Source organism: Acetobacter musti (genome assembly GCF_011516835.1).
Taxonomy (GTDB): Bacteria; Pseudomonadota; Alphaproteobacteria; order Acetobacterales; family Acetobacteraceae; genus Acetobacter; species Acetobacter musti.
On sequence record NZ_WOTB01000045.1, the window covers coordinates 1 to 20,644 of the forward strand.

17 protein-coding genes and 1 other RNA gene are annotated in these 20,644 nt (G+C 59.9%); 7 read left to right on the forward strand and 11 right to left on the reverse strand.

Annotated features, from left to right (window positions below; all coding sequences use genetic code 11):
- Nucleotides 1–256: 256 nt before the first annotated feature.
- On the reverse strand, nucleotides 257–1,525 hold the full coding sequence (locus GOB93_RS18980) for a D-amino acid dehydrogenase (RefSeq protein ID WP_173585006.1): 1,269 nt from the start codon (nucleotides 1,523–1,525) through the stop codon (nucleotides 257–259).
- A 258-nt stretch (nucleotides 1,526–1,783) separates the two neighbouring features.
- Between GOB93_RS18980 and GOB93_RS18985 the strand changes: the two genes are divergently transcribed.
- Nucleotides 1,784–2,638, forward strand: a complete 855-nt coding sequence (locus GOB93_RS18985) for a LysR family transcriptional regulator (protein ID WP_173585017.1) — start codon at nucleotides 1,784–1,786, stop codon at nucleotides 2,636–2,638.
- A gap of 141 nt (nucleotides 2,639–2,779) precedes the next feature.
- A complete protein-coding gene (aldA, locus tag GOB93_RS18990) occupies nucleotides 2,780–4,228 on the forward strand; it encodes an aldehyde dehydrogenase (protein ID WP_173585007.1) in 1,449 nt (482 codons plus the stop codon).
- A 275-nt stretch (nucleotides 4,229–4,503) separates the two neighbouring features.
- On the opposite strand, the gene GOB93_RS18995 is transcribed toward aldA, so the two are convergent.
- The 4 genes from GOB93_RS18995 to GOB93_RS19010 all read right to left on the reverse strand — a co-directional run bounded on the left by GOB93_RS18995 (nucleotide 4,504) and on the right by GOB93_RS19010 (nucleotide 8,628).
- Nucleotides 4,504–6,561, reverse strand: coding sequence for a M3 family metallopeptidase (locus GOB93_RS18995; RefSeq protein ID WP_242010925.1), 2,058 nt, complete (start codon nucleotides 6,559–6,561; stop codon nucleotides 4,504–4,506).
- Nucleotides 6,562–6,757: 196 nt separating this feature from the next.
- Nucleotides 6,758–6,958 (reverse strand): hypothetical protein, encoded by a 201-nt coding sequence (locus GOB93_RS19000; RefSeq protein ID WP_173585009.1) that lies wholly within the window; start codon nucleotides 6,956–6,958, stop codon nucleotides 6,758–6,760.
- Nucleotides 6,951–7,859: an FAD-dependent thymidylate synthase gene (gene thyX / locus GOB93_RS19005; protein ID WP_173585010.1), complete on the reverse strand. Its 909-nt coding sequence runs from the start codon at nucleotides 7,857–7,859 to the stop codon at nucleotides 6,951–6,953. Before thyX ends, GOB93_RS19000 begins: the two co-directional genes overlap by 8 nt.
- A gap of 199 nt (nucleotides 7,860–8,058) precedes the next feature.
- Nucleotides 8,059–8,628 carry a Dabb family protein gene (locus GOB93_RS19010; protein WP_173585011.1) on the reverse strand — a complete coding sequence of 190 codons (570 nt, stop codon included), beginning with the start codon at nucleotides 8,626–8,628 and terminating at the stop codon, nucleotides 8,059–8,061.
- 92 nt (nucleotides 8,629–8,720) lie between these two features.
- Between GOB93_RS19010 and ssrA the strand changes: the two genes are divergently transcribed.
- The 4 genes from ssrA to GOB93_RS19030 all read left to right on the forward strand — a co-directional run bounded on the left by ssrA (nucleotide 8,721) and on the right by GOB93_RS19030 (nucleotide 12,035).
- Nucleotides 8,721–9,052: a transfer-messenger RNA gene (gene ssrA, locus GOB93_RS19015) on the forward strand.
- Between the two features lie 160 nt (nucleotides 9,053–9,212).
- Nucleotides 9,213–9,749 (forward strand): SspB family protein, encoded by a 537-nt coding sequence (locus GOB93_RS19020; protein ID WP_173585018.1) that lies wholly within the window; start codon nucleotides 9,213–9,215, stop codon nucleotides 9,747–9,749.
- Between the two features lie 46 nt (nucleotides 9,750–9,795).
- Entirely contained in the window at nucleotides 9,796–11,502 is a 1,707-nt protein-coding gene (locus GOB93_RS19025) for a fumarate hydratase (protein ID WP_242010923.1), read from the forward strand.
- Between the two features lie 140 nt (nucleotides 11,503–11,642).
- Nucleotides 11,643–12,035, forward strand: a complete 393-nt coding sequence (locus tag GOB93_RS19030) for a VOC family protein (protein ID WP_173585020.1) — start codon at nucleotides 11,643–11,645, stop codon at nucleotides 12,033–12,035.
- 88 nt (nucleotides 12,036–12,123) lie between these two features.
- Here GOB93_RS19030 and tyrS read toward each other — a convergent pair whose 3' ends face one another.
- Together tyrS and GOB93_RS19040 are read right to left on the reverse strand one after the other, a co-directional pair.
- The gene (tyrS, locus tag GOB93_RS19035; protein WP_173585021.1) at nucleotides 12,124–13,401 is read right to left on the reverse strand and encodes a tyrosine--tRNA ligase; all 1,278 of its coding nucleotides are present in this window, start codon (nucleotides 13,399–13,401) and stop codon (nucleotides 12,124–12,126) included.
- Nucleotides 13,402–13,711: 310 nt separating this feature from the next.
- A complete protein-coding gene (locus GOB93_RS19040; RefSeq protein ID WP_173585012.1) occupies nucleotides 13,712–14,377 on the reverse strand; it encodes an alpha/beta hydrolase in 666 nt (221 codons plus the stop codon).
- 621 nt (nucleotides 14,378–14,998) lie between these two features.
- Here GOB93_RS19040 and GOB93_RS19045 point away from each other — a divergent pair.
- Complete coding sequence (locus GOB93_RS19045; protein ID WP_173585013.1) at nucleotides 14,999–16,096, forward strand: cysteine desulfurase family protein; 1,098 nt, start codon at nucleotides 14,999–15,001, stop codon at nucleotides 16,094–16,096.
- Here the strand turns inward: GOB93_RS19045 and hpnK are convergent, their stop codons facing one another.
- From hpnK to GOB93_RS19065, 4 genes are all read right to left on the reverse strand, one after another.
- Entirely contained in the window at nucleotides 16,097–16,942 is an 846-nt protein-coding gene (gene hpnK / locus GOB93_RS19050; protein WP_173585014.1) for a hopanoid biosynthesis-associated protein HpnK, read from the reverse strand.
- Nucleotides 16,943–16,963: 21 nt separating this feature from the next.
- Entirely contained in the window at nucleotides 16,964–18,388 is a 1,425-nt protein-coding gene (gene hpnJ / locus GOB93_RS19055; protein ID WP_173585015.1) for a hopanoid biosynthesis associated radical SAM protein HpnJ, read from the reverse strand.
- Nucleotides 18,389–18,551: 163 nt separating this feature from the next.
- On the reverse strand, nucleotides 18,552–19,754 hold the full coding sequence (hpnI, locus tag GOB93_RS19060; RefSeq protein WP_242010926.1) for a bacteriohopanetetrol glucosamine biosynthesis glycosyltransferase HpnI: 1,203 nt from the start codon (nucleotides 19,752–19,754) through the stop codon (nucleotides 18,552–18,554).
- Between the two features lie 82 nt (nucleotides 19,755–19,836).
- Nucleotides 19,837–20,481, reverse strand: coding sequence for an ABC transporter substrate-binding protein (locus GOB93_RS19065; RefSeq protein WP_242010924.1), 645 nt, complete (start codon nucleotides 20,479–20,481; stop codon nucleotides 19,837–19,839).
- Between the last annotated feature and the right edge of the window lie 163 nt (nucleotides 20,482–20,644).

Genomic DNA, 20,644 nt, shown 5'->3' on the forward strand with positions numbered 1-20,644 from the left:
GAAACATCCCGCCAGCAGAAGCTGAGGCACGCTTTTATGCACAACAGAAATCACATGCATTAGCCGCTTAAATCAGATAAAAAACGTCTCCACAAAACCCGGGGCAATTCACTCCGGTTTTAATTAAGATGGCCGCCTGCTGTGCAGACGCAGGTGGAGCTGTTTTTCGGGGCTTTGCCCCGAACCCCACAAAGGGACGCAGTCCCTTTGATCCCGATTGTCAGATCATCAGAGGTGAGAGGCGGAAGCCCCGCAATCAGCCAAACGCGCGGGCATAGCGGTCCACGGAAAGATCCAGCACCGGGATATTCGGTTTCCGGCCATGGATCTGGTCGGCAAGAATCCGGCCGGAACCGGCGGCCATGGTCCAGCCGAGAGTGCCATGACCCGTGTTGAGCCACAGATTGGCGAACTTCTTTGACGGGCCGACGATGGGCGTTCCGTCCGGCGTATTGGGGCGCAGCCCCGTCCAGTAAACGGCCTGGGACAGATCGCCGCCGCCATAGAGTTCCGAAAAAGACAGCTCAAGAGTCTCGCGCCGGTCCGGACGAAGACGGAGATCGAAGCCTGTCAGTTCGGCGGTGCCCCCGATGCGGATGCGGTCACCCAGACGGGTGATGGCGACTTTGTAGGTCTCATCGTTGACAGTGGAGACCGGCGCACGGGACTCATCAGTCAGCGGCAGGGTGAGCGAATAACCTTTGACCGGATAGACCGGAAGGCGGATGCCAAGTGGACGGAGGAGCGCCGGGGAATAGCTGCCCATGGCCATGACATAAGCATCGGCGGTCAGCCGGCCGGCACTGGTGCGGACGCCATAGATGCTGTCAGCGGAAGCATCCAGGGCCTTGATGGCGGTCTCGTAGCGGAAAGTGACGCCAAGCTCTTCGGCCATCTGAGCGAGACGCTGCGTGAACATATGGGCGTCCCCGGACTCATCGCCGGGAAGATAAAGACCGCCTTTAAGCAGGGCGCGGGCGCCTTTCAGACCTGGCTCGCGTTCGAGAATCTGATCCACGGTGAAGAGTTCATGTGGCACGCCACTATCGCTGAGCAGGCGCATATCCTCGCCGGCGTGTTCAACCTGGGCGTCGGTGCGGAACAGCTGGATCAGACCCTTCTGACGGTCATCATAGGTAATGCCGGTCTCATCGCGCAGGGCGGTCAGACAATCGCGGCTGTATTCGGCGATCCGGAGCATCCGGGACTTGTTGATGTCGTAATCATGCTCATTGCAGTTCATCAGCAGGCCGCCGATCCAGCGAAGCATCGCCATGTCGAGCGCTTTCGGCCGGATGACCAGCGGGCTGTGTCTGCCGAGCATCCATTTCAGCGCCTTGAATGGCAGTCCGGGAGCGGCCCAGGGCGTGGAATAACCAGGCGAGACCTGTCCGGCATTGGCGAAGGACGTCTCAAGACCGGCGGCGGGCTGGCGATCGACGACTTCAACCTCGTGGCCGAGTTTCGCGAGATACCATGCGGTTGTGACACCAATAACACCGGCACCGAGGACGATGACTTTCACGAGGATTCCTTTCGGTGTTCTGCGTACGGCACTAAGAGGCCTCCTGATTAAGCCTGGCGGAGGGCAGCGTCCAGCCGGGGAGTTCATCCGGCGTAACAGTCAGTCCGCTGACGCAGGCCACATGTGACGCAGGGCAGGGACCGGACCGGCGTCCTGAAAGCAGCCCGTACCGGCAGTCCGTACCGGGGCAAGACAGCGCAGCATAAGGCAGATACGACTGAAAATCTGACGTCGCGGGCACAGACAACGGGGGATACATTGGACGCTCTCAGACTTTCCCAGCTGCAGTTTTTCTGCGCGATTATCGAGGAAGGGTCGGTGGTCTCCGCCGCCCGGCGCATGAACTGTGTGGCCTCCAACATCACCGCCCGTCTGAAGGAACTGGAGCAGATCCTGGGGCAGCAGCTCTTCGAGCGCGAAAAAGGTCGTCTCGTCGTCACACCTGCCGGGCGCCTGTTCTACAGGGAGGCAGCGGAGGTGGTGACACGTGCCCGCCGGCTGTCGCAGATGTTCGAACCCGATGTTCCCGCCGGGGTGCTGGCCGTCGGCGCGCTCGACGTCGCGATGAGAAGTTTTCTTCCGGAACGGGTGGCCGCCTTTCTGAAAGCGCATCCGCGCATGGAACTGAATCTGCTCATCCGTCCCAGCTATACACTCGAACGGATGCTGATAGACGGCGAGCTCGATCTGGTTCTCACCGACGGCCCGATCGTCCATTCCCTGCTCGACAGCCGTTTTGCCTTCGACGAGGCGCTGCATCTGGTCGTGCCACTCCATATTGCCACAGTCGATGATATAGACTGGGAAAAAACGACCATCTTTCTTTTCAATACCGACTGTTTTTATCGGCGCCATTTCGAGGCATGGCTGGCCAGACGCGGTGTTCTGAATCCTGTCGTCCAGACCATCGAATCTTACGATGTGATACGCGCCTGCGTGCAGGCCGGTCTGGGAATTTCCTGTTTTCCTCACTGTATGCTGAGAGAAAACAGAAGCGGTATAAAAGTGCTGTCTCCCGCGGATCTCGAACCCGGGCCAGTCTGTTTCGTGTGGCGACGCAACGGCGTCAGCCCCTCCCTCACACGCTTCGTCGCGTCAATGACAGAAAACTGAGGGCATATGGAATTGAAGGCGCAGGGAACCGAAGGCGCTCTCCATTCACAAAATATGATCTGCCAGACGATTTATCGTTTCTTTTAATTATCCCGGTCCGGTTCGATACTCCGCCTGTCCGCTACAGACAGGAAGAAAAACATGTCGACTGAACAGACACATAAGCTGTTTATCAATGGCGAATGGGTGCTCCCGGACGGCGGCTCCTGGCTTCCGGTGAAAAATCCGGCGACCGGAGAGAAACTTGCTGACGTCGCCAAAGGGAATGCGCGGGACGTCGACCGGGCGGTCGCCGCCGCGAAAAATGCGTTTCCCGCATGGGCGCGCAAAACCGCAACCGAACGTGCGGATTATCTTTACGCCCTCAACCGGCTTATCGAACGTGATAAAGAGCGTCTCGCAGCGATCATCACGGCTGAGATGGGCAAGCCTCTGAAGGAAGCGCGGGCCGAGGTCGAATTCGCCACAGGTCTGCTTCGCTTCGCCGCGGAAAATACGCGTCGTTTACAGGGAGAGATCATTCCCGGCAGCATGGTCGATGAGAAAATCCTGATCGACCGGGTGCCGCATGGCGTCATAGCGGGTATCGCAGCCTGGAATTTCCCACTGGCGCTTTCCGCCCGCAAGATCGCTCCCGCCGTCGCCGCCGGGAATACCATTGTCCTGAAGCCGCATGAACTCACCCCGCTTGCGAGCCTCGCGCTTGCGAAGCTGGTGGAGGAAGCGGAATTTCCGGCCGGCGTCATCAACATCGTCACCGGAGACGGCCCGGATGTGGGCGTGCCACTGGTCGCGCATAAAGACGTAAAGCTGATCACAATGACCGGCTCGACCCCCGCCGGGAAAAAAATCATGGCGGCTGCGGCCGAAAATCTCAAGGAAGTCAGGCTCGAACTCGGCGGCAAGGCGCCATTCATCGTCATGGAGGACGCCGACATCGATCAGGCAGTCGAAGCGGCTGTCAGCGCACGGTTCTCCAATTGCGGCCAGGTCTGCACATCCAACGAGCGAACCTATGTGCATGAAGCCGTCTATGACGAGTTCGCAGCGAAACTTCGTGACCGGATCGCCAGTCTGAAAGTTGGCGACCCGACCGATCCGGATACCGATATCGGGCCGAAAGTGAGTCTGCCTGAACTGGAAAAGGTCAGCGAAATCGTCGCAAAAGCTGTCTCCCAGGGCGCCAAAATCGAACTCGGCGGCCATCGCCTCACCGGGAAAGCTTACGACAGCGGCGTATTCTACGCTCCAACCCTCCTCACGCACGTCACGCAGGATATGGACATCGTGCATAACGAGATATTCGGACCGGTGCTCTCCCTCCTCAGGGTTCGCGACTTCGACGATGCTCTGGAAAAGGCCAATGACTGCCGGTACGGACTGTCAGCCTATCTCTATACGAAAGATCTCGGTCGCATCATGCGGATGACGCGTGAACTTGAATTTGGCGAGGTTTACGTCAACCGGGGCGGCGGCGAAGAGCCTCAGGGATTCCATCACGGCTACAAGGAAAGCGGTCTCGGTGGCGAAGACGGCCAGCACGGACTTGAGGCCTACGTCCAGACGAAAACCGTTTATCTGAACGCCTGACCGGATTTCGAAAAACAGGCCTCACCCCGGACATGAGGCCTGTCGTCCGAAGGGAAACATTTTGTAAACGGGGAATAAAGCAGGGCTCTGCCCTGCACCCGGAAGGGGTCACAGACCCCTTCACCCCTTTTAATTAACAAACCGGGATCAAAGGGACCGTGTCCCTTTGTGGGGTTCGGGGCTAAGCCCCGAAAAACCATCGCGTCTGTATCAGCAAAGTATACAAACGCCGGATACCTGCCGGGGGTGACCCGAGACCGGGTCCTCCGGCTGTTTCAGTTTTCGCCCGGAATCAGCGCACGCGTCTTCAGCATCGGAGTGATATCCGGCGCCTTTCCGTAAAAAGCCTCAAACATGGACTCATAATCCTGTGTATGGCCCTGCGACAGGATCATGTCGCGGAAACGCTGGCCGTTTTCGCGGGTCAGGCCACCATGGGCGCGGAACCAGGAAAATGCCGCGTCATCCAGCATCTCTGTCCAGAGATAGGCGTAATATCCGGACGCGTAGCCATTGGCCCAGATGTGCAGAAAATAGCTTGAACGATAGCGCGGCGGAATATTCCCTGTGTCCAGACCCGTTTTTGCAAGAGCATCGGATTCAAACCGGTCCACATCCTGCTTCGCCGCGCTGGCCGCCAGGGCATGCCAGTCCATATCGAGTTCCGCCGCCGCAATGATTTCACCCAGCCGGTAGCCCTGATTGAAGCGCGCGGCGCGCTTGATGCTGTCGATAAGAGCCGGAGGCATCGGCGCGCCGGTTGTGACATTGCGCGCGTAATGCGCAAGAACTTTCGGGTCGAGAGCCCAGTGCTCATTGAACTGGGACGGAAACTCGACAAAGTCACGCGCGACGGATGTGCCGGAGACCATGGGATAGGTCTGCTTCGCGAAAAGCCCGTGCAGCCCGTGCCCAAATTCATGAAACATCGTGGTCACATCCTCGAATGTGATCAGAGCGGGCTGTCCCTTCGCCGGTTTCGGCAGATTGGCGACGTTGTAGATGACCGGTTTCGTTCCGAGAAGTGTGGACTGTCCGACCAGGTTGGACATCCAGGCGCCACCGCTTTTGTCGTCGCGCTTGAAATAATCGAAATAAGCCAGCCCCAGCGAAGAGCCGTCTTTATCGAAGACCTCAAAGACCATGACATCCGGCTGCCATACCGGAATGTCGTGTCGCTCTCTGAACGTGACGCCATAGAGCTGGTTCGCCGCATAGAAGACACCGTCGCGCAGAACCCTGTTCAGCTCGAAATAGGGTCTGACAGCATTCTCATCTAGATTGAAACGCTCGTGGCGAATTTTCTCCGCGTAAAAATTCCAGTCCCAGGGCGCAAGAGTGAAATTCTGCCCGCTCTTTTTGATCGTCGCCTGAAGATCGCCGATTTCCCGTTTCTGCTCCGCAAGGGTTGCGGGAACGAGCTGCGCGATAAACTGATGCACAGTCGCCGGCGTTTTGGCCATCTGATCGTACAGCACGTAGGACGCATAGTCCGGATAGCCGAACAGAGCCGCTTTCTGCGCACGGAGCTGCGCAATCGTGGCGATGGTGTCGCGCGTGTCGTTCGCGTCGCCCTGTTCGCTGCGATTCCAGCTCAGATCGAAAAGCCGGTGACGTGTGTCGCGATCCGTCAGAGAGGCAAGATCCGGCTGCTGCGTCGTGTTCTGAAGCGCCAGAAGCCACTTTCCGGTCAGCTTCCGGTCCAGTGCGGATTTTTCAGCATTCGCAATCTGCGCACCGTCGAGCCCCGCGAGCGCATCCCGGCTGTTCGTTACGAAAGCAGCGGCCTTCGTGCCGGCAAGCAGTTTCTGCTGGAACGATGTCTCCAGCGTCGCCAGCTTCCCGTTCAGATCACGCAGTCTCTGTTTGTCCACATCCGAAAGCTGAGCCCCCGCATGCACGAACGCCTGATAATACAGGGTGAGAACCTGAAGCTGCTCGCTGTTCAGATTCAGTGTCGTGCGCTGATCATAAAGCGCTTTCACGCGGGCGAAGAGCCGTGTGTTAAGAAAGATCGCATCCTGGTGCGCACTGAGTTTCGGCGCTTCGGTTTCCTGGACCTTGTCGAGAACAGGATTGGTATTGGCAGCGTAAACACAGCCGAACGTGTTGTTCACACGGTCGAGCATACGGCCGGACCGTTCCAGAGCCGCAATGGTGTTCTCAAAGGTCGGAGGCGAGCCATCCGCCGCGATTGTTTCGACCTCCGCCCGTTGCTCCGCCATGCCCTGCTCGAAAGCCGGCTGATAGTCGCCGTCATGGATCAGATCGAACCGGGGCGCCTGATACGGAAGCGTGCTGGCCGTTGCGAACGGGCTGGCCGCAAACGCCATATGCGGAAGAGCGAGAGTCGCAGCCAGGGTTAACGCAATCCGCACCGGTCGCGCGGAGGAGAGGACGCCGTCGCCACAGACAGGTCTGAAGCGGGACCGGCAGAGCGCACGGGGTGCGCGGGAGATCGTATTCATGCTTTCTGCGTTAGGAGCATCCGTTCCGGATGGTCAAGCAGGATGTTGCCAATGCGTAAGGTCAGCCCTGGACGGATTGCCGCAGCACAGCGGACGCCGGCGTGATGTGTTCCGGCGCAGGCAGCACGAATGCGAGAACCGCCCAGATGACAACAAGAAGGGCGGCAACGATCACGAACGGGGTGAAGCCAGGCAGCCGGGGCGGCTGCGGTCCCGATGGTTCATTGCGGGACGCGCCGAAAATCCGCTCCCGGTCATCCATTCAGAGACGCCTGAAATTCATCCCACTCACGGCGTGAAAGACCCGATTCCGCCTGCGTTACAGCCTCGCCCGCAAGCATCCTGCGAAGAACGGAGAGCATGGAGGCGGAGAACGTCACAGCGCCGACGCGATATTCAGTGAAAGCGGCGGCAGTAACGGGAACCCAGGCGCGCAGAATATCGAGCATGACTTCCGCATAAGCCCGAATCTCATACTGCGCGTGCGGATCGATCCGCAGGGAGAGGAAATGCATGAGATTATGCAGATCCACCTTCCAGTACCACTGGGTATAGGTGTTCAGGGTCAGATTCATCCGCGCCAGCTCACGCGCCAGCCCCGGCCCGGCATCCGTGTCGAGCAGCGACTCATAGGTATCGTAACAGCGGATCGCATCGTCACGCAGGAGCCTCAGCACATCCTCCGCGGCAGCCGGATCAAGGATTCCGCCACGCCCCTGACGATTGCTGGCGCTCTGCACGGCCATATGTTCGGGGGAGGGGAGATAGAATTCCCTGTCGAGGATCGAATAACGCGCCGAGTACTCGTTCACATTGGCCGTGCGATGCCGGATCCACTGACGTGCGATGAAAATCGGCAGTTTGATGTGAAATTTGATTTCGCACATCTCAAACGGCGTCGAATGGCGATGCCGCATCAGATAGCGAATCAGCCCGGCATCCTCGGACACCTTCCGCGTGCCCCGTCCATAGGAAACGCGGGCCGCCTGTACCACGGCGGAATCGTCTCCCATATAGTCCACGACCCGGACAAAACCATGGTCCAGGACCGGAAACGCCCTGAAAAGCATCTCTTCAAGCGCGGTGACCGTCGGGCGTCGGGTGGAAGCGGACTCTCTCGCGTGGGCCTCAATTTCGGCTCGCTGGGCGTCTGTCAGGGGCATGGCTGGATAGGGGCCTTCGGTCAGATGCGGGCAAAAAACGGAACGGGGCGACTGATCGTGACGATATCGCAACAGCACACACCGGCCGCCACCGCGTCTATAAGATCATACCTCTCAAGATCAAAGTGTGATTACAGCCCGGCCAGGAGAGCCCGCGTCCGCATGGCGGAAACACGGAGCCCCGCCCCGCGATCGCCGGTCAGTGTTCCGGAACGGTCGTCTCAGCCGGAAAATCAAACACGACGGCCTGTTTCAGAAACGGCGCGATTTTCTGCTTATAACGTTCATGCGCCGGATCGAAGAAGGCCGGGTCCGTGACGACAGGACGCCCGACATAGTAATTGCGGTCGCCCTGCGAGCGGAAGGTCACAAGAAAACCCAGCTCAAGACCGAGATCCGCCCCCTCGCCACTGTCCTGAACACCGGTATCCAGAGACTGGATGAGCGGTGTGCCGTCAGGACGTTTCGACAGCCTGACCAGATCGCGAAACGCGCTGATGACGCTCTGGCGTTCAGCCGGGGTGACATCCGGCCGAAGCTGAAACATGACCATGTGCCGGACCGTCCCCGGACGGAAGCCGGCGGCCGTAAAACGCGCCGCACCAACGTCATTGAGCAGTTTCCGGGCGGCCTGCGCAGCGGCATCCGGACCGGCTTCTCCCGCCGGAGCACTTTCTGCCGCAGCGGCCCGGACGAGATGACTTCCGGCCGGACCCACGCCGATCATGAGTATCGCCGCCGCAACGGTGGAAAGGGGCAGACGCTTCATGGCGGCTCCTTGCATCTGAATGAACAGGGTCCCCATAACACGGGTCATGAGACCATGCCTTGCCGGCGGGAGAAATCACTATCTGATTCAGTGAGCTTGCGCCCTGCTCACCGCCTCCCTATATTCCGCAGTGCAGGGGAAACTCCGGTTTCCTGGCTATGGCGATAAACGGAACGTAGAATAAGCGTTGTGGACCCGGGGGCGGTACCCGGCGTCTCCACCAGAACTCTCCGGGCTTTCCGGTCAGGAGATATGGGGACGAAACAGGCTCGACACGCGTGGTAAAACCGTTCCTTTTGCCCGGCATTGTACCACCGTCATCGGGCTAAATCACAAGTGCCAACGATAACTCTGAGGTGCTCGCTGTCGCTGCATAAGCGATAAGCGCGGTTCGGGAGGGCACCGGGCAACAGAAGCCCTCCCACCTCATTTCCCCCACATCACCCTTCTGTGACATAATGCAATCGGGCACCGCTTGCGTTCGTTGTCGCTTTGCAGCATCCATCCCGGACCATGTGGCGGGGGAGGCTGCGATCCCGGAAGAGGAACCGGTCTCCGAACAGGCAGAAAACGGGGGTTTTACCATGGCCGACGATCATGACGATGGTGGATTTGACGGCGGGCTCCCCGAGAGTTTGCTGCCCTACGAGACATGGATGGAAGACGCCTATCGTGACGTCATGCTGCGTGCGCTCGAACATGTGAGCCGGGAAGGGCTTGCAGGCGGCCATCATTTCTATCTGTCTTTCCGCACCGACTGGCCTGGTGTGGAGATTCCGGCCCGCCTCCGCGCACAGTATCCGCATGAGATGACGATCGTGCTGCAACATCAGTTCTGGGATCTGAACGTCGACAGAGCCCGGCAGTGCATTTCGGTCGGACTCTCATTCGGAGGGGTCGGTTCGATACTCACAATTCCGGTGGCAGCCGTCACCGGTTTTGCTGACCCGCATATCCAGCTGTCCATGCGGTTCAGCACGGAAGAAGAGCCTGCGGAGTCCGGAGCTGTGACACCGCCTGAAACGGTCTCCGAAGAGGAGCCGGAACAGGAAGCGCCACCGTCCGACGCCGCGGTCGTGAGTCTCGATGCGTTTCGTAAAAAGGGCCCGAATCCGCGCTGACGCCAACGTCGCGCCAGACGGACCGTCCGTCCGGGAGACCGAGAAGATGACTGTTGAGACTGCCGAACCAAAAGCTTCAGACTCGAAAACCAGCGAGTCGAAGGCGGTCGGGAGCGCCCCGGCGATCCGGGAATTCGCCTATGCGCCGCTGTTCCAGCTCGGAACGGATGACACCCCCTACCGCAAGCTGAATGTCGATGGCGTCAGCACATCGACTGTCGGCGGCAAAACAGTGCTGCATGTCGAGCCGGAAACGCTCGCGGCTCTCGCGGCGGAAGCCTTCAATGATATCGCCCATCTGCTGCGGCCTGCCCATCTCGCCTCCCTGGCGAAAATCCTCAAAGATCCGGAAGCCTCGGACAACGACAAATTCGTCGCGCTCGATCTGCTGAAAAACGCCTGCATCGCGGCCGGCGGCGCGCTCCCGATGTGCCAGGACACCGGCACGGCGATCGTCGTCGGGAAAAAAGGCCAGCGGGTCTGGGTCGAGGGAAATGACGAGGAAGCCTTCTCCCAGGGCGTCTACAAGACATACACCACGACGGCCCTGCGCTACTCCCAGATGGCGCCTCTCACGACATTCGATGAGAAAAACACCGGCACCAACCTGCCGGTGCAGGTCGATGTGGCGGCAAATCCCGGCAATTATCATCCGGAACAGTACGACATGCTCTTCGTCGCCAAAGGCGGCGGCTCGGCGAACAAAACATTTCTGTTTCAGGAAACGCGGGCGCTTATCTCAAGCAAAGAGAATCTCCTGAAATGGCTGGAAACGAAGCTTCGCACGCTCGGCACCTCCGCCTGTCCTCCGTATCATCTCGCGATCGTCCTGGGAGGCATGTCCGCCGAGCAGACCCTGAAGACCGTCAAGATGGCCTCCACCCATTACTATGATTCGCTTCCTTCCGGGGGCAACGAGCAGGCCCAGGCATTCCGCGACCGGGACCTCGAAGCGGAGGTGCTGAAGCTGACCCAGAAACTGGGGATCGGCGCCCAGTTCGGTGGCAAGTATTTCTGCCATGACGTCCGGGTGATCCGCCTGCCACGGCATGGCGCCTCGTTCCCGGTCGGGATCGGCGTGTCCTGTTCCGCGGACCGGCAGGCGAAAGCCTATATCACCGCCGAAGGCGTGTTTCTCGAGCAGTTGGAGCGCGATCCCGCCCGCTTCCTGCCAGAGACAACGGATGAGCATCTCGGCGGCGAAGAGGTCAAAATCGATCTCAACCGCCCGATGGATGAGATCCGGAAAGAACTGTCAAAATATCCGGTGAAAACACGGCTGTCGCTGACAGGAACAATGGTGGTGGCCCGCGATATCGCTCACGCGAAATTCCGGGAGCGGCTGGAACGCGGAGAGGGCCTGCCGCAATATCTGAAGGACCACCCGGTTTATTACGCAGGTCCGGCCAAGACCCCGGCCGGGATGCCGACAGGATCTTTCGGCCCGACCACAGCCGGCCGGATGGATTCTTATGTCGCTGAACTGCAGAAAGCCGGCGGCTCCTACGTGATGCTGGCGAAGGGAAACCGTTCCAAGGCCGTGAAAGACGCCTGCCAGACCTATGGCGGCTTCTATCTCGGCTCCGTCGGCGGCCCGGCGGCCCGGCTCGCCAAAGACTGCATCCGCAAGGTCGAGGTTCTCGAATATCCTGAACTGGGTATGGAAGCCGTCTGGAAAATCGAGGTCGAGGACTTCCCGGCCTTCATCGTCATCGACGACAAAGGCAACGATTTCTACGCCGGCCTGACCTGAAACGGCCGGGCTGAATCTGCCCGTAAACCTGATCGGGGGGCTTGCTTTTCCACCCGATCAGGGCACCCATAGGCGCATGAACACTGGCCGGAATGCCGGCCAGTGTTCTTACGAATACAGTCCTGGAAGGTGCCGCTCCCATGCGTTTTACTGTCGATCGTCTCGACCACGTAGTGCTGACAGTTCGTGATGTCGAGGTTTCTGCTTCGTGGTATCAGCGCGTACTGGGCATGGAGATGGAAGAATACGGCCGCCATAACCGGACGGCCCTGAAATTCGGCGGACAGAAACTGAATCTGCGCCCTGAAGGCAGAGATGGCTGGGATACCGCGGAATTCGCCACCTGCGGCTCAGCCGATCTGTGCTTTATCACAGCCGTCGCCAGCGAGGATGTGGTGGAACATCTGCGCGGATGCGGTGTCGAGGTGGTGGACGGTCCCGCCGCCCGTCTCGGCGCGCTGGGGCCGATCACCTCCGTTTATTGCCATGACCCGGATATGAATCTGATCGAGATCGCATCCTATCAGGGATGAGAAAAAGCGTGCCGAGCCCTGACAGGACGGCAGAGCAGACGAGCCGCTCCCGGATCAGAGCCTGACGGCCCCGTCGCCGTCCGGTTTCTCACGCATCCGGGCGGACCAGAAGGTGATGCTTCCGGCCCGATGAGAGTTTGATGACACCATCCACAGCGTCAGTCAGCGAGATGATCTGACCCTCATCCCCGACAGGGGCATCGTTGACCCGCGCGCCACCACCCCGGATCAGACGCCGCGCCTCGCCATTGCTGGCGGCCATTCCGGCCTCAGCAAAGAGACGGAAGGCTGGAATACCCGCCTCCAGAGCCGCACGAGGCAGAACCTTCGTCGGCAATGAGGTGGCGCTCTGGCCAGTGCTACTCTGGCCTGTCTCAAAGACCTTCCGGGCCGTTTCTGCGGCCTCTTCCGCCGCCGCACGGCCATGACACAGGGCGGTCGCTTCCGTCGCCAGCGTCTTCTTGGCCTCGTTGATCTCAGCCCCTTCCAGTGAGCCAAGCCGGTCGCACTCCTCCGGCGCCAGATCCGTGAACAGTTTGAGGAAACGCCCTACGTCAGCATCCTCGGTGTTGCGCCAGAACTGCCAGTATTCGAAGATCGGAAGCTTGTTCGCTGAGAGCCAGACCGCACCTTTCGCGCTTTTGCCCATCTTGGCCCCGGAGGCCGTCGTGAGAAGAGGCGCGGTCAGACCAAAGACCTGTCTGCCATCAGTGCGGCGGACAAGATCGATGCCGGAGACGATGTTTCCCCACTGATCCGAGCCCCCCATCTGGAGTGTGACGCCATGACGGCGGTTCAGCTCCCGGAAGTCGTACGACTGCAGAATGGAATAGTTGAATTCGAGAAAGGTCAGCCCCTGCTCGCGCTCCAGCCTGGACCGGACCGAGTCAAATGCCAGCATCCGGTTGACAGAAAAATGCACGCCGACTTCGCGCAGCAGCTCAATGTAGGACAGCTTGTCGAGCCAGTCGGCATTATTGGCCAGAATCGCGTCGGCCGGACCGTCGCCGAATGTCATCATCTGCCGCAGACTGCTCTCGATGCCCGCAATATTGCGGCTGATCGTGTCCTCGCTCATCAGGGAACGGGCTTCCTCGCGGAAGGACGGATCACCGATTTTCGCGGTGCCACCGCCCAGGAGAGCCACCGGACGATGACCGTGCTTCTGCAGAAGCCGCAACAGCATGATCTGCGTCGCCGATCCGACATGCAGACTGTCGGCCGTTGGGTCGAACCCGATATAACCCGTCACAGGCCCCGCAAGCATCGCTGCATCCAGCGCCTCGGCATCGGTGCACTGGAAGAGAAAACCGCGCGCTTCCGCCTCACGCATGAAAGCGCTGCGGAAGCCGCCAGTGGCCGGCATGCTGGCGGGCTTATCGTCGGGCTGCTGAGTCATTACGGGTCCTGTTCGTCTGACGCGGCGATGCTCTACCATGAAGCAGGGCAGGGGAGGAACAGGACACCGGGCGTTATTGTTCCGGTCCGCCGGCCAGACACGCGGCTCCGCCCTTCACTCCCTTTCGTATGGCCAGACCGGGATCAGAGGGCCGCGCCTTTTTGCGGCGTCCGGAGCAAATCCCCGGAACACCGCACCACACAGGCCCGCAAACAGAAAATCCGGCAGAAGCATCATGCCCCTGCCGGATTTCTGACGATCGGATGAGTGTCGTTTCTCAGTCCGCGGCAAGCGCCATGGTGCGGTGCGCCATCTTCGTCGTGACATGATCTTCCAGCGCTTCGACGACCTCATCCGCCTGTTTAGCAAAGATATGGTCGGCGTCCTGGAAGATGCGGTAATCAACCTGCACGTTTTTCTGGGTGTTGAGCTTGTCCACAAGCTTGTGGATCGCAGGCTCCGGAGCAAGATCGTCCTTGCCGCCGGCAATCATCAGGCCACCGCACGGACATGGCGCAAGAAAGCCGAAATCATAATGCGCGGCCGGCGGAGCGACACTGATCCAGCCGGTAATCTCCGGACGACGCATCAGAAGCTGCATCCCCACGAAAGCACCGAAAGAATAGCCGGCGATCCAGAGCGCCCCGGCATTGGGGTTGACGGCCTGCATCCAGTCCAGAGCCGCGGCGGCATCGGAAATCTCACCGATTCCACCATCATAGCGACCCTGCGACCGGCCAACGCCACGCGAATTATAGCGCATCACCGAAAAACCCATTTTTTCGAATGACCGGTACATCGCGTAGGTAATGCGGTTATTCATTGTACCGCCATGAAGCGGATGCGGATGAAGCACCAGCGCGAGCGGCGCGTTGGGCTCGCTTGAGTGATGATAGCGTCCTTCAAGGCGGCCATCCGGGCCGGCGAACATAACCTCTGGCATCAGGCTTCCGCGTTCTCTGGCGATCATCCCTGGGCATGATGACCACCTGTTTAAAACAGTCATCCGACCGGCAGCGATGCCTCGCCACACCGTCGGGGTCGAAAAATATCTCCGAAGAGATATGCAGCCCGGCAACTGATGCGTGAAACGATCAGTGAAGGAGCATTGCCGGACTACCTGGAGACGGGTATCATAACTGATTCGCGTCACCGCAGGAAAAGAACTGCCTCGCAGGCAGGGAAACCGTGCATTGCATCAGACGCAGAGTCTGGCGTCGCATCAGTCGTTTATCGCCGGAAAGTAAGAGTTTTCCGACGAGTCTGAGCTGCATACAAAGTACATGTTTTCCTGCAGATCTGCCCCGGAGAAGCAGATGCCGGTATCGATTGACTCGACCGTATGACCGACCATTTATGCTCTCCTGTCTTAAATATGCGGCAACAGGATATTCTTTTGGCCGCGCTCACGAGTCTCCCGACGTTTTTCGTCGAATCGTGTCTCCGGAGCCACATATAGCGGTGTGATCGCGGGTATTGCCACAGAAATCGTACAATCCTTCAAATTACTGCGTTTTCATGGGATCAGACCGCCCGCGTGACAGACCGGTCTGTGGAGCCCGATATGATCTATCTTGACGCCAACGCAACGGAACCTGTGCGGCCGGAAAGCGTTACAGCCGTTTCCGACGCGCTGCGAATCACGGGGAATCCGAGCTCGCCTCACGGCGCCGGACGGGCGGCACGGGCGCTTCTCGACCAGGCGCGACGACAGACAGCGGCCTGTTTCGGCGCGTCGACGGAGAACTGTGTGTTCACATCCGGAGGCACGGAGGCGAACATGCTGGCCGTCCGTGGCCTGGGCGCCGGCCGGCGGATTCTGATCGGCGCGACAGAGCATGACGCCGTCCGCCGCGCGCCGGAAGACAATGCGCCGGTCGGGACGATCCCGGTATCCCCGCAGGGCGTGACCGACTGCGGCGCTCTCGAAACCCTTCTGGAATCATCGGATGAAGACACGCTTGTCTGCGTGATGCTGGCGAACAACGAAACCGGCGTCATCAGTCCCATCCGGGATATTGCGGCGCTCTGCCGGAAATACGGCGCCAGGCTGCATGTCGACGCGGTTCAGGCGGCAGGCAGGATGCCCGTCGATCTCCCCGAACTCGGCGCGGACAGTATCGCCATTTCAGGACATAAATTCGGCGGCCCGAAAGGAGCGGGGGCATTGCTGCTTTCCGGTTCATCGCCAGCGGTTCTGCCGCCTGTCATGGCTGGCGGCGGTCAGGAACGCGGGCGGCGCGGCGGCACGCCCGCTCTTCCCGCCATAGCCGGAATGGCCGCGGCTCTAGAAGCCGCACTGGCTGAACCGCGGGACCTGAGCGCTTTACGGGATGCGATAGAGACCGCGGCGCTTCGGTCCGGGGCTCTCCTGTGTGGCGAAAAGACGGACCGGCTCGGCAACACCTCCGCCCTGATCCTGCCCTGGATGAAGGGAGAGGCGCAGCTTATCGCACTCGATCTGGATGGGTTCTGCGTCTCCGCCGGCTCCGCCTGCTCCTCGGGCAAGGTCGCGTCGTCCCATGTTCTCGAAGCGATGGGATTTGGCGATCTGGCCGGTCACGCCATCCGGGTTTCCCTGCCCTGGAACGTACAGACCGACATCGACGGGCAGTTTTCAGCGGCCTATGAACGGATGGCAGCCCGGCGGCGACCGGTCTGACTACCGCACGTCACTCCAGCCGATCAGTTTTGTCGAGGAGTGCCTGAAACCGGCACGAAAACCGGGACTGCAAAGAGCGTCAAGCTCAGCCTCATGCTCGTAAGCTGGCATCAGACGCTCCAGCAGAGCGTTCTTTGCTGTCGCCGGATGAAAGTAAATCTCCGACACGCCTTCCGGCAGGTGCGCCGCGAGTGCCGCCACACGCCGGGTCGTCATATGCCCGCTCCAGGCGATCCCAAAGCACCAGTCATTCGTCACCATACCGGCGGCATGAGCCTGATGCCGGAGCAGGCCCGTCCAGCGCCTCAGCGCCGCATCGCCCAGCGTGTCGGTATACGTGCCGGCGGCATAGAGGGGCTCCGGGGGCTCCAGAGGCACCCGGACCGCCCGCAGCCCGAACCGCCTGCCACTCCCGATCAGCAGCCTGCCGACCGTCGGGTGCAGATGCATGTGCTTGTGGGCATTGGCATGATCGAGCACCAGCCCGGTCCGCACAAAGGCTTCGAGCTGCGCCTCGATCTCAGCGGCCAGCTGTCGTCTGACGGCGGGCCGGAAAAAATATTCGATACCGAGTTTCAGCTGATCGGAGGGAAACTGGCCATCCGGAGAGACCAGCAGCGGAATCTCGGACGGCGGCAGGACCGCAGGTCCTTCGATAACGACGAGATGAAGCCCCACCCTGAGATCAGGCAGACGTTTCGCCCGCTCGACAGCATCGGCAACGGCCGGTCCGGCAACCATCAGGCTGGCCGTGGACAGAACACCATCGCGATGCGCGATCTCGATCGCCTCGTTGACTTCAACCGAAAGGCCAAAATCATCAGCCGAGACGATCGCCTGCTTCATGAACGGAACAGCCTGCCGTTGTTACGCTGCGTTGCGGTCACGCAGGAAGTGGAAGAACTCCACTCCCTCGCGCAGACGACGCTTCATCATCTGCGGGCTGCGCACCATCTCGCTCACGATGGACGCGATCTTCGGCGCACGGAAATAGAACTTTTTGTAAAAGTCCTCGACGCTGCTGAAGATCTCGGTGTGGGAAAGGTGCGGATAGTGCAACGGCGCCATCTGCACGCCGTTTTCGTCAATCAGATCGGCATGGTTCGCATCAAACCAGCCATTTTCCTGCGCCTGCTTGTGCAACGCCGTGCCTGGATAAGGCGCGGCGAGAGAGACCTGCAGCGTATGCGGGTTGATCTCGGTGGCGAATTTTATCGTTTCCTGAATCGTCTCTTTGGTCTCACCCGGCAGGCCGACGATGAAGGTGCCGTGAATCTTGATGCCCAGCTCGTGACAGTTTTTGGTGAACTCGCGGGCGACCTCGACACGCATTCCCTTCTTGATGTTGTGCAGGATCTGCTGGTTGCCGCTCTCATAACCGACGAGCAGCAGACGCAGGCCGTTATCCTTCAGAACCTTGAGCGTATCCCGCGGAACGTTCGCCTTGGCGTTGCATGACCATGTCACGCCCATCTTGCCCAGCTCCCGGGCAATGGCTTCCGCGCGCGGCAGATCATCGGTGAAAGTATCGTCGTCGAAGAAGAACTCTTTGACCTGGGGGAAATACTGCCGCGCAAGACGGATTTCCGCCGCGACATGCTGCGGGCTGCGGGTGCGGTAATGGTGCCCGCCAACCGTCTGCGGCCACAGACAGAAAGTGCATCGCGATTTGCAGCCACGACCCGTATAGATCGAAATATACGGATGCATCAGATAGCCGATGAAATAGTCTTCGATATGGAGATCGCGTTTGTAGACCTCCGTCACGAAGGGCAGGCTGTCCATGTTTTCGATCATGGCGCGGTCGCGATTGTTGACGATCACGCCCTCGCTGTTGCGCCAGGAAATCCCGTCGACATCCTTAAAATCCCGGCCCTCGGCGATTTCCCTGATTGTAAAATCGAACTCGTTGCGCGCCACGAAATCGACCGGCGCGCCTTTCAGCAGGCTCTCTTCCGGCTGCACCGCGACCTTCGCCCCGACAAAACCGATTTTCAGGGCGGGATTCGCGTCCTTGAGCATCTGGGCCACCTCGACATCCTTCGCAAAGGACGGTGTCGAGGTATGGATCACCACGAGATCACGGTTTTTCGCATCCGCAATGACGGGCTCCATCGTCATCCGCGCCGGAGGCGCATCAATCAGACGGCTGCCCTCGACAAGCGCCGCCGGCTGGGCGAGCCAGGTCGGATACCAGAATGACTTGATCTCGCGCTTTGCCTGGTAACGCGAGCCGGCACCACCGTCGAAGCCGTCAAAGGTGGGCGGCTGGAGAAATAAAGTCCTCATCATGGCGTGAAATCCTTACCAGGCGGAGCCAGAACAGAAAAAGTCCCAGACGGGTATCGCTCTCAGGAACGGGTTGCAAGTGTCGTGACATAATAGCAGGCTGACCGATTGGAGCTGGGCTGTATCCCCGTCATGTCTCCGGACTGCCGGCTCCGTATACCGCAGATCATGAGACGCGCCGCTCGCCCGGCGAAAGCGACGTCGCCATCGGCGTAACGGGTGTCGAAGGCGGCGGAATATGCGGCGTGACATGCATCGTATGTCCGCGCCAGTCCACACGCGTCCCCGTCATGCTGCCCGCCATGATCGCCGCCGAAAGCCAGTCCCTGAAAGGCAGCAGCACAAGCGGGAGCAGCGAACGCTGTCCCACGGTGCGGTCCATAATGAACGCACAGACAGCCCGGAAAGTCCATCCGCACAGAAAAAGGCTCAGCGGCCATGCCGCGTGCGGCTGCAACAGGAACGCAACGGTAAGCCAGAACAGGGGTAGCTGAATGGAAGACGCCAGATAACCGCCCGGCGCGAGCGCCCGGACCGTCCGGCCCCAGCGCAGCTCATGATTAAGCAGATCGGAGAACGTCTTTTCGCCGATCGTCGTCCAGGTCATGCAGCCGGCAATACCGATCTCTTCACCACGCGCCCGGACGAGGCGGCCCAGAACAGCGTCATCCGCCACATGGGAAACAAGAGCCTCGAAGCCCCCGACTTCCCCGAGCGTGGTCTTTGTGAGCGCCATCGTCGCGCCAAGACAGTCCTGCCGTCCCAGATAACGGGATAACAGCACACCAGGCAGAAAATTATGATTGATCTGACAGGCCGAGAGCAGGCGGGGCAGGGTGTTGGTGGCCGGCAGTCCGGCATACAGAGTCGTCACCAGGCCAACGCCCGCTTTCGTCAGCGCGGTCACAACCTGGTTCAGATAGTCCGGCCCGACATGGATATCGGAATCGGACACGACAAGAATCTCATGGCTCGCCTGAGGCAGCATATTGATCAGATTGCTGACCTTGCGGTTTTCCCCGTGCATCGCTCCGTTGACGACAAGCGTCATATCGATGTCCGGATGTCGGTCACGCAGCCTTTCGACAAGCGCAATGGCGGGATCGTTGGCCCGCTGAACCCCGAAAACAATCTGAAAACGCGGATAGTTCAGGGTGCAGAAACTCTCCAGCGCCTCTTCCAGTAACGGCTCATCGCCATGCAGCGGCTTGAGAATCGTGACAGGCGGCAATCCGGCTTCCGGTCTCGCTTTCCGTTCACGCGCACAGAACCGTGTGACGAGAAAAGTCCCGACAGCGGCCTGCACACAGCCCGCAACGCCGATCAGCGCGCAGGCCATCGCGGAAAGAGGAAAGAAAGAAGGCATCATATCCGTCATACAGCCGTCAGATTTCGCGCCCCGCATGGGAGAAAGGGCAGAGCGTGGAACGGAACTGCCGTTGCATGAGGGATCAGTCCTCGGAGAAGGTCTGAACTTTCTTCTTCAGTACAGCGATCAGGCCATCAACGCCACCCGCCGCAAGGGTTGATCCGAAATCCGACCGCTGAGCGGCCGCCTGACTGATATGCCCGTCCAGAAGCACATCCACAATTTTCCACGAACCACCCTCCTGATGAAGGATGTAATCGATCTCGGTGCCAGGCATATTCTCGGCCGACCCGATATGGGTCGTCACGATTTTATTGCCGCCTGTCGGTGAATTGCGAACGTCGGACGCCAGAGTGAACTTCGCGCCGGACCCCTTCTTGAAGCTGGAGAGGTAACGCGCCACCGTATAGTCGCGGAACGTGGCCAGAAGCTTCTGCTTATCGTCAGCCGACAGCTGCATGTAACGCGCAGCGCCAACGGAGGCACGCAGAACCGTCTCAAGATCATAGACCTGATCGACAACCGGCCCGAGGGTCTGGGTTCTCGCTGAGAAAGAGCCGGCGCCCGACTGCTGGATACTGTCCAGCGCCTGATCGAGCGCCGCAACCGGCGCGGTCACATCATGCGCGGCCTGGGCGTGAGCTGAAAAGGATGCAGTGGCCGTAAACAGGGTCAGCATGGCGCCGGAAAGGAATCCGGACGAAAGCGGGCGGCGGGTCCTGGGCATTATTTTATTCCTGAAGCCATTCTCGGAGACGTATTTTCCATAACCCCCTCGCCACTGACGCCGAGAGCGGCGAGGGCGGTATGGACGATATGGGGCGCGTTGAGTTCGGCGGTGTTATACTGCTCGAACTGGGTGTTGTGGTCGATGAACCGGTCGGGCAGGG

Excerpts from the sequence above, each read along its gene's own strand:
- hpnJ (WP_173585015.1), bottom strand. The coding sequence starts at position 18,388 with ATGATGAGGACTTTATTTCTCCAGCCGCCCACCTTTGACGGCTTCGAC.
- GOB93_RS19010 (WP_173585011.1), bottom strand. The coding sequence starts at position 8,628 with ATGAAGCGTCTGCCCCTTTCCACCGTTGCGGCGGCGATACTCATGATC.
- hpnI (WP_242010926.1), bottom strand. The coding sequence starts at position 19,754 with ATGATGCCTTCTTTCTTTCCTCTTTCCGCGATGGCCTGCGCGCTGATC.
- GOB93_RS19030 (WP_173585020.1), top strand. The coding sequence starts at position 11,643 with ATGCGTTTTACTGTCGATCGTCTCGACCACGTAGTGCTGACAGTTCGT.
- GOB93_RS19020 (WP_173585018.1), top strand. The coding sequence starts at position 9,213 with ATGGCCGACGATCATGACGATGGTGGATTTGACGGCGGGCTCCCCGAG.
- GOB93_RS19065 (WP_242010924.1), bottom strand. The coding sequence starts at position 20,481 with ATGCCCAGGACCCGCCGCCCGCTTTCGTCCGGATTCCTTTCCGGCGCC.
- hpnK (WP_173585014.1), bottom strand. The coding sequence starts at position 16,942 with ATGAAGCAGGCGATCGTCTCGGCTGATGATTTTGGCCTTTCGGTTGAA.
- GOB93_RS19025 (WP_242010923.1), top strand. The coding sequence starts at position 9,796 with ATGACTGTTGAGACTGCCGAACCAAAAGCTTCAGACTCGAAAACCAGC.
- aldA (WP_173585007.1), top strand. The coding sequence starts at position 2,780 with ATGTCGACTGAACAGACACATAAGCTGTTTATCAATGGCGAATGGGTG.
- GOB93_RS19045 (WP_173585013.1), top strand. The coding sequence starts at position 14,999 with ATGATCTATCTTGACGCCAACGCAACGGAACCTGTGCGGCCGGAAAGC.
- GOB93_RS19040 (WP_173585012.1), bottom strand. The coding sequence starts at position 14,377 with ATGCCAGAGGTTATGTTCGCCGGCCCGGATGGCCGCCTTGAAGGACGC.
- GOB93_RS19000 (WP_173585009.1), bottom strand. The coding sequence starts at position 6,958 with ATGGATGACCGGGAGCGGATTTTCGGCGCGTCCCGCAATGAACCATCG.
- tyrS (WP_173585021.1), bottom strand. The coding sequence starts at position 13,401 with ATGCCGGCCACTGGCGGCTTCCGCAGCGCTTTCATGCGTGAGGCGGAA.
- GOB93_RS18995 (WP_242010925.1), bottom strand. The coding sequence starts at position 6,561 with ATGGCGTTTGCGGCCAGCCCGTTCGCAACGGCCAGCACGCTTCCGTAT.
- thyX (WP_173585010.1), bottom strand. The coding sequence starts at position 7,859 with ATGCCCCTGACAGACGCCCAGCGAGCCGAAATTGAGGCCCACGCGAGA.